Origin of the sequence: Flavobacterium sp., from assembly GCF_049240005.1 — a bacterium.
In the GTDB taxonomy this organism is placed as follows: domain Bacteria; phylum Bacteroidota; class Bacteroidia; order Flavobacteriales; family Flavobacteriaceae; genus Flavobacterium.
This window is the reverse complement of the sequence record NZ_JBMLTK010000011.1, coordinates 21,308-36,699: the sequence shown is the minus strand read 5'-3', so window position 1 is coordinate 36,699 and position 15,392 is coordinate 21,308. Positions and strand designations below refer to the sequence as shown.

Here is a 15,392-nt window from a genome sequence, read left to right as displayed (position 1 = left end):
GAATCGCTGTAAAACTGCTCGTCGGCACCACTGGTCCCGTACGAATACGTCGGTATATTTTGGTGATCGCCAATAAGTAACACGTACGTTAAATCCGGATTTGAGTCATAAAAAGTAGTGACATACGACTTAATACTTTCTGGAGTGCTTCCCGTTTGCGCCGTGGTAACGACTGTAGTTTTGATTCCACTTTCGTTTTTCCAATTCACAAAATTGGTGAGTAAATTCTGGTAGTTCGGCGGTGTAATGATCAGTAAATCGCCTAAATCAGAAACCGGCGTGTAACCTGCTTCATCGAGAAACAAGGCAGAATAGAGCGACTGAAATGTATCTCCTTCGCGAATCGGACTAACATCCGCAGGCGTTTGAACCACTAGATTTATTTCGTTATAAACACGTAGTACTTTAGTAACGGGATTGTATTGAAAAGGAGTGAAACTTAAATTAACCCCAAATCGATTTCGAAATGTAAATGGATTTGATACGCTAGCGATTTGCTCCGGATAAAATTTATTTTCGGCATATTCCGATCCAAATAGGTACGGAACTTCGGCTGGATTTACATTTCGTTTCAAGCTACCTTTAGAAGGCAAAACATCAATATTTTGATATTCGACATAAGAGCCCGGTAGCACTTGGAACGTCACTGGATTTGCTGTTGGAACGGTAATAGATTCGCGGAAAACAGGTAAGGCCGGCGCTCCTGCGTTCATTAATAAAACTTTCGAAACCTTTGAAAAATCCAAATAGGAATTTCCGTTCAAATTAACGCTTGGTGGTAAATTCAAAGCATTTGTAAATTTAATCGACTTTTGGCGCGGCGTATTCCCAGTCAAGGAAATTTGTTGCGCATGAAAATTAATGGCGGATAAAACAAGAATAATGGCTAATAGTCTTTTCATGATAAATTGTTTTGGTTTACTAAAATACTGTTTTTCAATGGCTATCAAAAATAGCGCTAAATTTTCGAATGCTAAAACTACGGCAGAATTTAATTAGTTGGTTACGGAAAAACCGTAAATTTTTATTTTCGCGCAAAAAAAATGGTTGTGAACGCGCACAACCATTTTACCTTTTATAATCATCGCTAACTAGCGCTGTTCAAACGTTTTGAACGGGCGCAGCGGATATCCGGTATAAATTTGTCGCGGACGACCGATTGGCTCTTTATTTTCGCGCATTTCTTTCCATTGCGCGATCCATCCGGGTAAACGACCGATAGCAAAAAGTACGGTAAACATATCCGTTGGAATACCTAGCGCACGGTAAATGATACCGCTGTAGAAATCGACGTTTGGATACAGCTTACGACTTACGAAGTATTCATCAACAAGAGCAGCTTCCTCCAATTGCTTGGCTATAGTTAAAATCGGATCATTAACTCCTAAATTCGCCAATACTTCATCGGCAGCTTTTTTAATAATTTTCGCTCTAGGATCGAAGTTTTTGTAAACGCGGTGTCCGAATCCCATCAAACGGAACGGATCATTTTTATCTTTTGCTTTTGCAAGGTATTTTCCTGCATCGCCACCGTCTTTTTGAATAGCTTCAAGCATTTCCAATACCGCTTGGTTAGCACCGCCGTGCAACGGACCCCACAAAGCAGAAACGCCCGCTGAAATTGATGCGAACAAGCCTGCGTGCGAAGATCCAACCATACGAACTGTAGATGTAGAGCAGTTTTGTTCGTGATCGGCGTGCAGAATAAATAATTTGTCGAGTGCTTTTACGACAACTGGATTTATTTCATACGGACCAGTTGGTAATTCAAACATGAGTCGCATGAAGTTCTCGACATATCCTTTTGTATTATCGTAATAATTCAATGGATATCCCGACGACTTGCGGAATGTCCAAGTAGCCAAAACCAAGAATTTACCCATAGTTTTAACGATAGCCTCATACATTTCGGCTTCGTTTTCAACATTAACAACTTTTGGATTAAAAGCGGTTAAGGCACTTGTTAGCGAAGAAAGTACACCCATCGGATGTGCTGTTTTTGGAAAACCATCGATGATGTTTTTCATTTCTTCGTTCACAAGCGAATATTTTCTAATATCAGCTTCAAATTGTGCTAATTGCGCATGTGTTGGTAATTCGCCAAAAATAATAAGGTAAGAAACTTCAAGAAAAGTCGCTTTTTCTGCCAGATCTTCGATGGCGTAACCACGGTAGCGCAAGATACCTTCCTCTCCGTCGAGAAATGTAATGTTGCTGGTACACGAACCTGAATTTTTGTATCCCGGATCCATGGTTATTGCACCGGTAACATCTCGCAGTTTATTGATATCAATTGCAACTTCGTTTTCGCTTCCAACAATTACGGGAAACTCATACCTATTGCCATCTAATTCTAGAAATGCCGATTTTGACATATAATAAATGTGTTTAAGTAAACTTGTTTAAAGATTTAACAAACTTACATAATACAAAACCGTTAAAAAAATCTTTGCGCTAACGTTTTCGTTAATTTATTTATAAATCGGTCGAAATTGAAAGAACTGAGTGCTGAATAAGAAATCAATTTCATTTCAAATTATTGTAATAAAGATTTCTTATTAGCATAACACCACTAAGATGTAAAGCTTTAAGCAAGTGAAGAGTCTTGATAATGCCTTTACAGATTAAACTTGTTTTCAACGGCAAATCGCACCAAATCGGCACGACCCTCTAGATTTAGCTTTTGAAGTATATTTTTTCGGTGTGTGTCTACAGTTGTCTTACTAATGTTCAGGGCTGTTGCAATCTCAATTGAGGTTTGTCCTTTAGCGATAAGTTCTAAAATTTCTTGTTCCCGTTTACTGAGCTGCACTTTTTCATCAAAATTATCGATACTAAAAGTAGTTACAGGTCTTTCAAAATACGTTCCTCCATGTGCTACTGTTTCTATTGCGTTTATCAATACCGAAAGCGGTGAACTTTTAAAAACGTAGCCTCGAGCACCAATTTCTTGAAAATGTTTTACTAGCGGTGGCGAATCAAACATACTGAATGCAATTACTCGTGCATGGGGCTGATATTTAAGAATTTCGTATACAGCTGCTTTACCGTCGATTCCTGGCATACGAATATCGGTTACAACTACATCCGGATTCTTTAAACGCACTAGTTTAACCAAATCGGCACCGTTCTGAGCTGTTCCAATAACGCTAATGTTGCCGCTATCGGAGATTCCCGAAACCATTCCATCGATAAGTGCTTGATGATCGTCAGCTAAAACAATTCGAATCATATTCTTAAAGTTGCAATAATTGTAGTTCCGTTATTGATGTTTGAATCAACACTAAATGTACCGCCTAAATCTTCAATTACTCGCTCTATTTTTTTCAAACCCGACTCTTCTTTTGCGTTCACAGAATCGAATGTAAAACCTTTTCCGTTGTCTTCTACAATAATAGTTAAATTTCGAGAGTCGTCTTCATTAAGATAAATCGTTAAGTCGGATGCTTGTGCATGTTCAACGACATTCGTACCAAGTTCGCGAATCACACAAAAAAGCAATAGTTCGATACGTTCTTCCATACGTGTTTGCAAGTTAAATGGAAGTACTTGTACTTTCAATTTTCCGACAACACCAATTTGCTTCGCTAGCGATTGGACCGCTGCCACGAGGCCAGATGATTTTGGAGCTTGAACATATTTGTTTTCTGGCGCTTTGCGAACATTCTCATACACTTTCGACAATAATTCTGATATACGTTGTGCTTTATATTCTGGCTTTCGAACATCAGAAGCATATTCTTCGAAGTTGAGGCGAATTGCTGTTATCGTATTTCCTATGAAGTCGATAAGATCTTCCGCATTGCGCTTGCGATAGGTTTCGTGGCTTTCGAGAATCAAGCTTATTTGATCCAACTCACGCTCTTTTATTTCTGAAACTTTTCGCTGGAGAATTAGCTTATGACTTTGTTGAACGTAAACTCGGCGACAAAGGATAGTTAAATAAACTAAGAGCGCAACGACTGCGAAAAGTACCAAGATTAAGGTTAAGGCGAAAGTTGACGTAATGTGGCCGATAATTACTTGCATATTATTGTTTTTTAGCTGTTACCTTATTGAAATCGAGCAACTGCAATTATTAAATCAGAAACTGTTGATTTCGTTCTGCTTTGGTGTAAAACCGTTTAATTCCTAATAACTCCCATTCCGTATTTTGTTGGAAAACTTGAAGCTTCGACTGAATCGTCTTCAAAATAAGCACCTCCGTCTAAAGCAAAATACCGACTCTCTTCGAGAAGTAAACTTGCTAAAGTAGCGGGGCCTGGCACATGATTTTGACAAAAAACCACATCGTTAATATTTCGTAATTCGGGAGCTTGATGACAAACGTAAACGTGAATGCTATCACGCGAAAAATTAATGTCTCTGCTCCCTTCTACTGCGATTAAATTGTCGAGATTGATGTTAAAACTCTTGTTGATTAAGAAAGATGATTCCCTTGAAACGTTGATGTCGTTACCACTTTTTTCTTTGAGGTAAATCATAATCGCGTTTCGAATACCACTTGAAATATTATAAACCGGCCCTATTTCAAAATGTAAGGGCAATCCGTTCACTTCCTCTGGCAAAATAATTTGCACATTGATGCTTCCTGAACTAAAATTTCGAGAATTTCTAACTGAATATGGTTTGTGCGGGTAATTAACAATGATGGACATAACAAACTTGTTTTTTACATGTCCAAACTTATAGAGAAGCAAAAACTAAAAACTACCTACTTATAGGTATTTTTTGGTTTGATTAAAATTTTAACAAAGCTAGCACAAAAAGAAAAAGTCGGCTCAACTGGCCGACTTTCCCTCGTAAAATACATAGAACTTCTGTAATTTACTTTTTCATAAATTTTTGAACGGATTTACCGCTAGACGTTTCTACATTGAGAATATACATCCCCGGAGCTAAACTTTGCACGTCGATTCCAGTAGTACTGTTATATGTTGTAGTTAAAACTTGCTTTCCAGCGAGATCGCTAATAGCAATTTTTCCAATTGTTTTATTCTTCGCGTCGATGAATAATTTGCTGCTCGTTGGATTTGGATATACGCCAACAGTAACTTGATTGTCATCAACAGAAAGAGGAGCGGCTTGGAACGTTGTTTGGGCTAAATTGGTGTTAACCATGGTGTCGTAATCCAGATAAACTGAAGTGCCGTACACCACTGTATCTCCGGGCTGCAAATTAGGGTTCGACTTCATTCTAAGCAGTACGTCTCCTTCAGCACCTGGTTGCAGATTTAAATCTTCAAAAATCAATTCCAGCACATTTCCTGTGATTTGTGTTGTAACTGGAGAAGTGGCGCTAACTACTTGAATGGAACTTAAATCGAAGCTATTTCCGTCTAACTCGGAACGCAACACTACAAAAGGTGCTGCTGTTGTGCCGGTATTTCTAAAGCTTACCGCATAGTGCAGGTATTCTCCAATTTCCGACGCATCAACCGTTTCGCCTTCCAAACAGAAAACTGCATTTTCAATTTGAGCTTCTTGTGTTGATTGAATAAACTCGAATGTATTGTCGTCTGGGTTAACATCGGTTTGATTAATTACAAATTGAGCTGAAAAATTAAATAAATCTATCGGAAGTGCTACTGTAGGATCAGCCTGAAACATTAAAGCTACTAAAATAGTACGTTGTTCGAAAGGCAATAACTGATCGACGTTGAAAGCTGCTTGATTCGCGGTTACCGAATCGGCGAAAGGCGAAGCAATACTTAAATATGCAACATTTCCATCGAAGTTAAAGAAAACCGTTCCAGATATGGGTAAGCTGCCTTTGTTTGTTACGATGATTTGGTAATACGTTTCGTATCCGATGTACGGAACAGAAAACGGAAGTACGGTAATTTCTCCGTCGGCAGTCGGATTTATTGGTGTCAAGCAAAAATCAACGGTTGCGGTTTGCGCGCCGTCTTCCTCTGTAAAGGAAACGGTTGATTGCGATGGAGAAATTTGAAAGGCTTCCGCATTAGCTATCGAAGCATTTAAAGTATAGGTTCCGGCGGGAACTGCAAAGGCAAAGGTCCCGCTTTCGTTAGTGAAATAAGCTCCGCTTCCTTGACCATTTGTGATGTTTATTTGAAGATTCGGTACCGGTAAATCGGCATCTTCGCAACCATCGTTGTCGAAGTCAAATCGCGCAACACCAGAAATAGTATTGAATGTTCCTGTGGGTTCAAACGTACAATATCCGTTGATAATGATATTCGGATTTACTTGATTGACGTAATATTGGAAGAACGACGTTTCGAATTCGTCTACACAAATAAACTGCAAATCCGGAACTTGAGTAAAATCGTTTCCAGAGAATGAGATATCCTGAAAACCGTTGTTCTTTAAATTAACCGATTCAAGATTCTCGTTTGGAGCGAATCGCACTACAAACAAGTATGAGGCATTCGATAAATCTAAATCAACCACGTTGGTGTTGTTTGCGTACAGTTCTGACAAGTACATTTGCGCACTTAAATCGATTTCTGAAATAGGATTCGACGAAAAATCCAACACATAAAGAGTAGGCTGTGCTGAAACATCTAAAGCAGTTAATGCATTATTATTGCAGCGCAACGAATAAATAGCGGTATTTGATTCTAGAGACAGGCTTGTAAGCGTGTTATAGCTGCAATCTACTTGCAACAAAACATTTAAACCTTCGGTATTAAGTGTACTTAAGTTATTATTTGCACATTCGAGCATGTTTAAACCTTGATTTGCTGTTAAGTCGAGTTCGCTCAAGCTATTTTGTGAAACGAACAACCCTCGCAATGAAGTATTTGACGTTACGTTTAAGGTGCTTAATTGATTGTTAGAAAGTGCTAAATCGGAGAGAGATGTTAGACCCGACACGTCGATTGCTGTAAGTTGATTGTTTGACAAATTGACTGTATAAAGTAGTGAATTTGAAGAGGAAAAGTTTATCGAGGTAATTTCGTTATCGCTTAAACCAAGCTCGAATAAATTAGCGTTAGATGACACGTCGACTGTTGTCAAGTTATTATCGTAACCAATAATGCTTCGCAGAAATTGAAAGCTCGAAAAATCTATCTGACTTATGGAATTACTGAAAAAGGACAGGTGTTCAAGAGCAGGTGTGTTATCTAATTCCAGCGCTGATAGTTGATTTACATTGACATTTAAAAGCTTCAAGCTAGGCAAATTTGACAAGTTTATGGATGTTAATTGATTGTAAGACAACGAAATATTTTCTATAGCATTGTGATTAGCTAGCGTAAAGCTTGTAAGATTATTTTGGTCGGCGTATACTATTTTAAGCGCGTTTAATCCCTCTATATTCAGCGCGGAAATTCCACAACTGCTAATTCGAAGATTTTCTAGATTGGTTAAACTGGTTAGATCCACAGACTGTCCTGCCAAATTTGTATATGAACAATCGAGCATCCGCAGATTAGTAAAAGCCTCTAAACCACCAATACTACTGATATCGAAAAAGGCGATATCTAAATAGTAAACGGCTTGAGCTTCTTGAACAGATATTTCACCATCGCCGTCTGCATCGACAGCAATTGGATTATAATTTTCGTCGAAAGCGTTTGAAAAACTTGTTCCGGCAGTAAGTAGGAATGCCTTTAAATTGGGGTCGGTAAAATTTACCTGCTGGGAAAATCCGCTCCATGCTACAAAGAGCAATAGAAGTAATTTCTGTTTCATGTCCTGGGTTTGTTTAAAGGTTACAACCATAGGATAAACAAAAATGAATCGGGTTGCGTTAATGGATTAGATTCCCATCAAATCTTGGGGTTAAAAACTGAGATTCATTGACTTAATTGCACAAAAAAACCCGGAAAATCCGGGCTTTAACATAAAATCTGTATGCTTATTTTATTTTAAACGCGCGCTCTCCAGGAAAATAAGCCGTTTCTCCCAACTCTTCTTCAATGCGCAAAAGTTGGTTGTATTTGGCCATACGATCAGAACGTGATGCGGAACCAGTTTTAATTTGTCCACAATTCAAAGCTACTGCCAAATCAGCAATTGTACTGTCTTCGGTTTCTCCGGAACGGTGACTCATAACTGAGGTATAACCTGCGTTGTGTGCCATATTTACCGCAGCGATCGTTTCAGATAAAGTACCAATCTGATTTACTTTAACCAAGATTGAGTTCGCGATACCTTTTTCAATACCTGTAGATAATCGTTGTACGTTGGTAACAAACAAATCGTCGCCAACGAGCTGTACTTTATCGCCCACTAATTCGGTTAGGTATTTCCATCCGTCCCAATCATCTTCATACATACCGTCTTCGATAGAAATAATTGGGTATTTAGAAGCTAGTTCCGCCAAATATTCGGCTTGTTCTTTAGATGAGCGAATTTTTCCACCTTCACCTTCGAACTTTTTATAGTCGTAGTTTCCGTTTACGTAAAACTCGGAAGCGGCGCAATCGAGTGCAATTTTCACATCGTCGCCAAAGCTATAACCGGCATTTTCAACTGCTGTTTTGATGCTGTCGAGTGCATCTTCTGTACCGCCGGCTAAATTTGGAGCGAAACCACCTTCATCGCCAACCGCTGTTGATAAGCCACGGTCATGAAGTACTTTCTTAAGATTGTGAAAAATTTCGGTTCCCATTTGCATGGCATGCGTGAACGAAGTTGCTTTAACAGGCATAATCATGAATTCCTGAAAAGCGATTGGTGCATCGGAGTGCGAACCTCCGTTAATGATGTTCATCATCGGAACTGGTAGCGTTTTTGCAGCTACGCCTCCAATGTAGCGATATAAAGGCAATCCTAATTCGGCTGCGGCAGCTTTACTCGCTGCAAGCGAAACGCCGAGAATAGCATTAGCACCTAAATTTGATTTGTTTGGAGTACCGTCGAGTGCAATCATGGTTCGATCGAGTAATTCTTGCTCAAAAACAGAAATTCCAACAAGCGCCTCGGCAATTTTTGTGTTCACATTTTCAACAGCTTTAGAAACGCCTTTACCCATATAAGCTTTACCGCCGTCGCGCAATTCTACCGCTTCGTGTTCGCCTGTCGACGCTCCAGAAGGCACAGCTGCTCTGCCAAGAACACCGTTTTCAGTAATTACATCAACTTCGATAGTCGGATTTCCGCGAGAATCCAAGATTTGTCGCGCATGCACTTTAATGATGATACTCATAAAAAAAGATTTAATTTTTTGATGATTCGAAAATATGCATTTCTCTTAAGCTGGTAAAATTCACAGAACTAAAGTTATAAACGCAAACGATTTCGGCGAGATTAAAATGCAGAACACTTATGTTATGACGTGACTTTTTTATCCGATTTAGATTTTTTGGTGCTAGACCAACTCAGTTTTATTATTGCTGCGCCAAAGAAGAGTGAATTTGTATTTCTACGAAAATAAAAATATAGACTGTTCAAATTCCCGTTCGATTAAAACCAAAACTCAACGATAATTAGAGTCGCGTCAACAAATGGTGTTTGGTAAAAAATTCCTACTTTCAACACCTAATAAACAAAAAACTGTGCTGTTTAATTCGTTTGATTATGCGCTCTTTTTACCAATCGTTTTCGGTTTGTATTGGATCCGTTTTCAAAACAGCATCAAATGGCAAAACAGCTTACTATTAGGTGCGAGCTTTTTATTTTATGGTTTTTGGGACTACCGATTTTTGGCTCTGTTGGGGTTTTCTACGCTGCTCGACTATTATTGTGCGTTTAAAATAGACCGAGAAAAGGTTCTAAAAAAACGAAAACTTTGGCTTTGGGTAAGCGTCGGAATGAATTTGGCATTTCTTGGCTATTTTAAGTACGTCAACTTTTTCATCGACTCGTTCAGCCAGTTACTAGAAAATATCGGATTTAACATAGGAATGCATAGCCTAGAGATAATTCTGCCAGTTGGAATATCGTTCTACACGTTCCACGGACTTTCTTATATAATCGACGTTTACAAAGAGCGAATAAAGCCAGAAAGAGATATTATAACTTATGCCTTGTTTGTAAGCTATTTCCCTTTATTAGTTGCAGGCCCCATCGAGCGAGCTACGCATTTGTTACCACAGCTAAAAAAATCGCGAAAGTTCAGTTACGATGCGGCGATTCAAGGATTTTATCAAATCGCTTGGGGCTTTTTCAAGAAAGTTGTCGTTGCCGACCAGTGTGCCGTTATTGCGAATGCGGCTTTCGACAACAGCGAAAATCACGACTCAACGTTTTTAGCACTTGGCGCTATTTGTTTCGCTTTTCAGATATACGGCGACTTTTCTGGTTATTCCGACATTGCACTAGGTACGTCAAAACTTTTCGGAATAGAGCTGATTCAAAATTTCAAACAACCTTATTTTTCGAGAGATATAGCCGAATTTTGGCGCCGCTGGCACTTGTCGCTTTCCAATTGGTTTCGCGACTATGTGTACATCCCATTGGGAGGGAATCGGCAAGGAAAAGCGATAACGATTCGAAATACCTTAATTGTTTTTTTACTCAGTGGTTTCTGGCATGGCGCTAACCTAACTTTTGTTTTTTGGGGATTACTCCATGCTGTATTTTACCTGCCGTTAATTTTTCTTAATCAAACCAAGAAACACCTAGGAGTGGTTGCAGAAAATAGAATTATTCCGCAAGTAAAAGAGCTTTTTCGGATGTCTGTTACATTCGCATTAGTTTGCTTTGCATGGATTTTTTTTCGTTCTAGCACCATAAGGGGAGCTCTTTTTTACCTAGAAAGACTAGTCACTTCTTTCGAAAGTAAAGACAATATCGGGTGGCCGGGAAATACGAAATTAGCAATGATTCTTCTGGTGGTATTTGTCTTTATCGAATGGCTATCGCGTGGAAGGGAACATCCTATTTTTGGTAAATATCAGTATCAGAAATGTGTTTTACTGTTAATTGCGATACTTGTATTTGGTGTTTTTACCACACAAACGACCTTCATTTATTTTCAATTTTAAAAGCCTTTTCAACGGGCACGTCGAGCTAATACTATATAGCCAACAATCGGAATCGCAAGAAGCAGTACAATTAGAGGCAGCAACCAGATACTTAAATCGTTATCGGTTTTATCGCCTAATCCGTATGCAGCAAATTCGATACTTAGGAAAATGAAGCCGACAACAATTCGCAGCACAAGTATAAAACGTCGTCCAAGTTGAAGCTGGCGTTCTTTATTCTCCGCTGTAAGTTTCATTGGTACATTAAATAAATCTGTCGATTGGGAGATTGTACTCATTAACAACTGTAAGAATAAATAGATCCCAGGCAAGATAAATACAGTAGATTTGGGACCGTACGCATCGGCATTACCCACTGCATTAAAATGTGTTGCAATAGTTTCTGGCAAATTAAAATAAAGATAGATCGAAAAGCCCAGAAGAATAGCGAACATTGAAAGCGCTGCAATCTCAAGCCTTTTATCTAAACTGAGAACGTTTTTCATATGCGATATTGACTTTGAGAAGTTATGCTACTTAGACCTTTAATAAGAAGCTCGTCTGCACAAAAGTACGAATCGATTGATTTAGAAGAAGAACCAATAGCTACTGCTTAACCACTTTCGCCACTCCAATTCCTTGTGATGAATGCATCTTGACAAAATAATTGCCCGCAGCCAATCGAGATACATCAACAATTTCTTCGGAACTAGGTTGTACAACGCTAATTACTAATTGGCCAAGAGTATTGAACACTTCAATTTTAGTCGCAACAGTTTCAGCCAGACTTTTCACAGTTAATTCGTCATGCATCGGATTAGGAAAAACTGCAAACGATTTCTGCCAATCGAAATTTTCTGTTCCCAAAACTTGAACTTCGGTAGTAGCATCATTGGTAAAAATCGGGTAGTTAAAATCAAAGTAAATTGCAGCGCTGTTACTAAATGTATCGCCTACAACTAAAGTGGGAACCGTTTTAATTTTAAATACCACGTAACCATCGTTGGTCTCGTCGGTAAAGCCCAATTGGATGTTTTCGAAAATAAACTCTACACGATTACCGTCGTAGATACGCGTTGTAAAGGGATGACTTGAGTTTACAGGCGTTAATGTACTGATATCGAATTTCTCGGTATCAATTCGGTCGGTAACAATTACACGTTGCGCTGCTGCTGTACCTGTGTTTTCAAAGCGAATCATGTAGTTTACAAACTTTCCAACTTGCTCAGGTCCGATTGTTGGTCCAGCCAAACACGTTTTATCGTTAGGATCAAACGAATTCACTACAACTTGCCTTAATGTTGAAACATTGTTATCAGGTGCTGAATCTGTAGCTGCGGTTTGCATATTTGCAGAAAAAGAAAGTAAATCATTGCTATTTAAAGCAGGGGTTTCCATCGGAGAATTGTGGTTAAGAGTCACAAAAAACTCTAGTTCGCTGAACGGTGCTAAATTATTTACCGTCCAAGAAACCGAACCTGCATTTATTGTTGGGGAAGTCGGCGTGGCTTCGATAAAATCTGAAACCGACTCATTATAAGCAAAGGAAACTGTACCCGATTGAACCGTAGTACCTACATTTTTAACCAGAACTTTATAAAATGAATCGAAGCCAGGCCTAGCACTTCCTATAGGAATAAGATTTACTTCTATGTCTGGAAAAGTGCCATTGGCAGTGATGCAAAAATTTTGTGTTAACGGACTGGTTTGTGTTGGGAAATCTGCCACGAAACTAGCTGGAGAGACAGTATAATATGTTGAAGAAGGCATTACTGGTGTAATCGTATGCTGACCTTCCTGCACAGTAATGGAATAGGCTCCCGATTCGTCGGAAATAATGGTTCTATTTACTGTGCCATTTGTAATATTAAACTTCAAGTTAGGAACTATCGGATCTGAGGTTGAGCAGAACGAACCATTAAAATTATAACTTTGGTTGCCTGAGATGGTGTAAAATGAACCACTGGGAGTATAACTACAATATGAATTTACTTCGACATTTTCATAACCAATCTCTGCCAATCTGTCGGAGATTTCCTGAATCACATTTGGCGTAGCACAGATATACTCCAGGTCGGGATTATTAATAACATTGAAAGTAGCTAAATCGAAGAATTCAACAACAGCATCTTTAAAAAAAATTGACTTAAGATTATTGTTGCTAAAATTCAATTCACCGTAATTTTGCACATAAAGGCTCTTTAAACTAAGTGAATCGAATTGGTTGTTGGAAAAATTAGCATCATATACCTTTATTTCATCAAGAGATGTCAAATTGTTAAAAGAGCAGTCAAACTCATCGATTTTTTGATTTTGGCCAAGTAAAAGCGTATTTAAGTTATTGTGTGAAACATCTACTGAATGCCAAGAAAGGCTATTAATAAATGATTGGAAATTAAGACTGCTTATTTGATTATAACTACAGTTGAAACTCTCTAAGAAATTAATTCCTGGCGGAAACTCTAGGCTTGTAAGTTCATTATGTGAGCAATCAAGTATGTATAGCAGAGTCGAATTTGCTAATATGAGCTGCGATAACTGATTATACGAACAATTTAAAACCATGACTACATTGTTTTGTAAATTTAAACTTGATAGTTGATTATTGTTTAAAATGAGCTCCGAGTACCAAACACCAGGCTGTAACGATAACGTCGTGATTTGATTATTATCGCATCTAATAGAATTTAATAAATTTAGCCCCGCTGCTTCTAAAGAAGTTAACAGGTTGTTACTACAATAAAGTCTACTTAGATATATAAGACTGGCTATGTTCAGATTAGATAATTGATTTGCCGAACAATCAAGATGTCCGAGATTCGAAAAAAAGGAAATCTCATTTAGGTTGGTAATATTTTGATTAGAAATTTTTAATGAGTGTACCATATTGGCTTCGGCTACTTGAATTTCGCCGTCGTTGTTCGAATCTATCTTTATAAACACGCCAGCTTGATTTTGTGCAATGTCGACTTGAGCAGAAGATGCCAATAAAGCTGTTTTAAATGCTGGATCTGAAAAATCGATTGTTTGACCGTGTGCGACAGATAAAGCGAGAAAAATCAAGAAAAAGTAAAGCTGCTTCATAACTGAAAAAATCAAATATGTAAAGCTAAAATAAATTATCTCAGAAACCTCAAAGACCAATCAATTAATTTGTTACAAAATTAAAAAACTGGATATCTTTTTCGGTTTTAGAAGTCTTTACTAGCTTTCCAATTTTAGATTAAGGAAGCAACAAACGCATCAAATAAATAAATCGAATCGTTAGGTCCTGGACTTGCTTCGGGATGGTATTGTACTGAAAATACGGGTTTATTTTTCATTCGCATTCCTGCAATAGTTCCGTCGTTTAAGTGAAGGTGAGTGATTTCAAGTTCGGAATGCGCTTCAACCGCGGCACGTTCTACCGCAAATCCGTGGTTTTGGGATGTGATTTCGCCTTTTCCCGTTACTACATTGAAAACAGGATGGTTTATGCCTCGATGCCCATTAAACATTTTGTAGGTTGGAACATCATTTGCCAATCCGATTAGCTGATGGCCGAGACAAATACCAAATAGAGGAAGATCGCGACTAATAATTTCCTTTGCTAAGGCGATTACACCCGGTAGCGGTTCGGGATCGCCTGGGCCGTTTGACAAGAAATATCCGTGCGGGTCAAAGCTTTTTAAATCAGCAAAAGAACTGTTGTATGGAAATACTTTGATGTAACAATCGCGGCTTGCCAAGTGGCGAAGAATATTTTCTTTGATTCCTAAATCGAGTGCTGATATCCGGAATTTTGCTTCCGGATTACCGTAGAAGTATGCTTCGGTAGTTGACACTTTACTTGCCAATTCCAGACCTTTCATGTCGGGAACGGTCATAAGAATCGATTTTAGCTCGTCGATAGGCGTCTCGTCTGTGCAAATGATGGCGTTTTGAGCGCCGTGATCACGGATGTAAGCCGTTAACGCACGTGTATCCACATCGCTGATTGCGATTAAACTTTGTGCTTTAAAATAATCGAATAGATTACCATCGGAATCGGGACGCGAGTGCTGAAAACTAAAATTACGACAAATCAAGCCCGCAATTTTTATAGATCCGGATTCCTTTTCGTTGCGGTTAACGCCGTAATTACCAATGTGGGCATTGGTTGTCACCATAAGCTGACCGAAGTACGACGGATCGGTAAAGATTTCCTGATAGCCGGTCATTCCGGTATTGAAACAAAGTTCACCAGTTGCTTTTCCTGGTATTCCAATAGATTTTCCGTGGAAGATAGTGCCATCTGCAAGGAGAAGGATGGCTGCATCGCGTTGTTGATATTTCATAGTTGTGTTGTTCATGCAAAAGTAGTCTTTGATACGTAAACACGCAACCCCTGCCCCCGGTTGAAGTGGAAAACCCGCAAGGCCAGAAACCGACCGCGGCGGTATTTAACACAGCGACCAACGGAAGCTGCTGTTAAAGGCCAGCAAGCGGCGGTTTTTGGCTGCGGCTTTGAAACGTAAAACGGGATTAGGC

The 15,392-nt window shown here is 38.9% G+C and carries 11 protein-coding genes; 1 reads left to right on the top strand and 10 read right to left on the bottom strand.

Annotated elements, in window-relative coordinates; all coding sequences use genetic code 11:
• From ACOVQQ_RS01075 to eno, 7 genes are all read right to left on the bottom strand, one after another.
• The coding region (locus tag ACOVQQ_RS01075; protein WP_421816559.1) for a C25 family peptidase propeptide domain-containing protein at nucleotides 1–902 on the bottom strand (902 nt) is incomplete at its 3' end.
• 189 nt (nucleotides 903–1,091) lie between these two features.
• A complete protein-coding gene (locus tag ACOVQQ_RS01070) occupies nucleotides 1,092–2,375 on the bottom strand; it encodes a citrate synthase (RefSeq protein WP_421816558.1) in 1,284 nt (427 codons plus the stop codon).
• Nucleotides 2,376–2,617: 242 nt separating this feature from the next.
• Nucleotides 2,618–3,232 carry a response regulator transcription factor gene (locus ACOVQQ_RS01065; protein ID WP_421816557.1) on the bottom strand — a complete coding sequence of 205 codons (615 nt, stop codon included), beginning with the start codon at nucleotides 3,230–3,232 and terminating at the stop codon, nucleotides 2,618–2,620.
• Complete coding sequence (locus ACOVQQ_RS01060; RefSeq protein ID WP_421816556.1) at nucleotides 3,229–4,029, bottom strand: sensor histidine kinase; 801 nt, start codon at nucleotides 4,027–4,029, stop codon at nucleotides 3,229–3,231. The genes ACOVQQ_RS01065 and ACOVQQ_RS01060 overlap by 4 nt, the downstream gene beginning before the upstream one ends.
• A 95-nt stretch (nucleotides 4,030–4,124) precedes the next feature.
• The gene (locus ACOVQQ_RS01055) at nucleotides 4,125–4,658 is read right to left on the bottom strand and encodes a hypothetical protein (RefSeq protein WP_421816555.1); all 534 of its coding nucleotides are present in this window, start codon (nucleotides 4,656–4,658) and stop codon (nucleotides 4,125–4,127) included.
• Between the two features lie 169 nt (nucleotides 4,659–4,827).
• Nucleotides 4,828–7,665 (bottom strand): DUF7619 domain-containing protein, encoded by a 2,838-nt coding sequence (locus ACOVQQ_RS01050; RefSeq protein WP_421816554.1) that lies wholly within the window; start codon nucleotides 7,663–7,665, stop codon nucleotides 4,828–4,830.
• Between the two features lie 166 nt (nucleotides 7,666–7,831).
• Nucleotides 7,832–9,124, bottom strand: a complete 1,293-nt coding sequence (gene eno / locus ACOVQQ_RS01045) for a phosphopyruvate hydratase (RefSeq protein ID WP_421816553.1) — start codon at nucleotides 9,122–9,124, stop codon at nucleotides 7,832–7,834.
• A 349-nt stretch (nucleotides 9,125–9,473) separates the two neighbouring features.
• Between eno and ACOVQQ_RS01040 the strand changes: the two genes are divergently transcribed.
• A complete protein-coding gene (locus tag ACOVQQ_RS01040; protein WP_421816552.1) occupies nucleotides 9,474–10,904 on the top strand; it encodes an MBOAT family O-acyltransferase in 1,431 nt (476 codons plus the stop codon).
• An 8-nt stretch (nucleotides 10,905–10,912) separates the two neighbouring features.
• Here ACOVQQ_RS01040 and ACOVQQ_RS01035 read toward each other — a convergent pair whose 3' ends face one another.
• The 3 genes from ACOVQQ_RS01035 to carA form a co-directional block, all read right to left on the bottom strand.
• Entirely contained in the window at nucleotides 10,913–11,389 is a 477-nt protein-coding gene (locus tag ACOVQQ_RS01035; protein ID WP_421816551.1) for a DUF1648 domain-containing protein, read from the bottom strand.
• A 100-nt stretch (nucleotides 11,390–11,489) separates the two neighbouring features.
• Complete coding sequence (locus ACOVQQ_RS01030) at nucleotides 11,490–13,967, bottom strand: DUF7619 domain-containing protein (RefSeq protein WP_421816550.1); 2,478 nt, start codon at nucleotides 13,965–13,967, stop codon at nucleotides 11,490–11,492.
• Nucleotides 13,968–14,101: 134 nt separating this feature from the next.
• Complete coding sequence (gene carA, locus ACOVQQ_RS01025; RefSeq protein ID WP_421816549.1) at nucleotides 14,102–15,199, bottom strand: glutamine-hydrolyzing carbamoyl-phosphate synthase small subunit; 1,098 nt, start codon at nucleotides 15,197–15,199, stop codon at nucleotides 14,102–14,104.
• Nucleotides 15,200–15,392: the final 193 nt, after the last annotated feature.

Excerpts from the sequence above, each read along its gene's own strand:
- ACOVQQ_RS01070 (WP_421816558.1), bottom strand. The coding sequence starts at position 2,375 with ATGTCAAAATCGGCATTTCTAGAATTAGATGGCAATAGGTATGAGTTT.
- ACOVQQ_RS01065 (WP_421816557.1), bottom strand. The coding sequence starts at position 3,232 with ATGATTCGAATTGTTTTAGCTGACGATCATCAAGCACTTATCGATGGA.
- ACOVQQ_RS01060 (WP_421816556.1), bottom strand. The coding sequence starts at position 4,029 with ATGCAAGTAATTATCGGCCACATTACGTCAACTTTCGCCTTAACCTTA.
- ACOVQQ_RS01055 (WP_421816555.1), bottom strand. The coding sequence starts at position 4,658 with ATGTCCATCATTGTTAATTACCCGCACAAACCATATTCAGTTAGAAAT.
- ACOVQQ_RS01050 (WP_421816554.1), bottom strand. The coding sequence starts at position 7,665 with ATGAAACAGAAATTACTTCTATTGCTCTTTGTAGCATGGAGCGGATTT.
- eno (WP_421816553.1), bottom strand. The coding sequence starts at position 9,124 with ATGAGTATCATCATTAAAGTGCATGCGCGACAAATCTTGGATTCTCGC.
- ACOVQQ_RS01035 (WP_421816551.1), bottom strand. The coding sequence starts at position 11,389 with ATGAAAAACGTTCTCAGTTTAGATAAAAGGCTTGAGATTGCAGCGCTT.
- ACOVQQ_RS01030 (WP_421816550.1), bottom strand. The coding sequence starts at position 13,967 with ATGAAGCAGCTTTACTTTTTCTTGATTTTTCTCGCTTTATCTGTCGCA.
- carA (WP_421816549.1), bottom strand. The coding sequence starts at position 15,199 with ATGAAATATCAACAACGCGATGCAGCCATCCTTCTCCTTGCAGATGGC.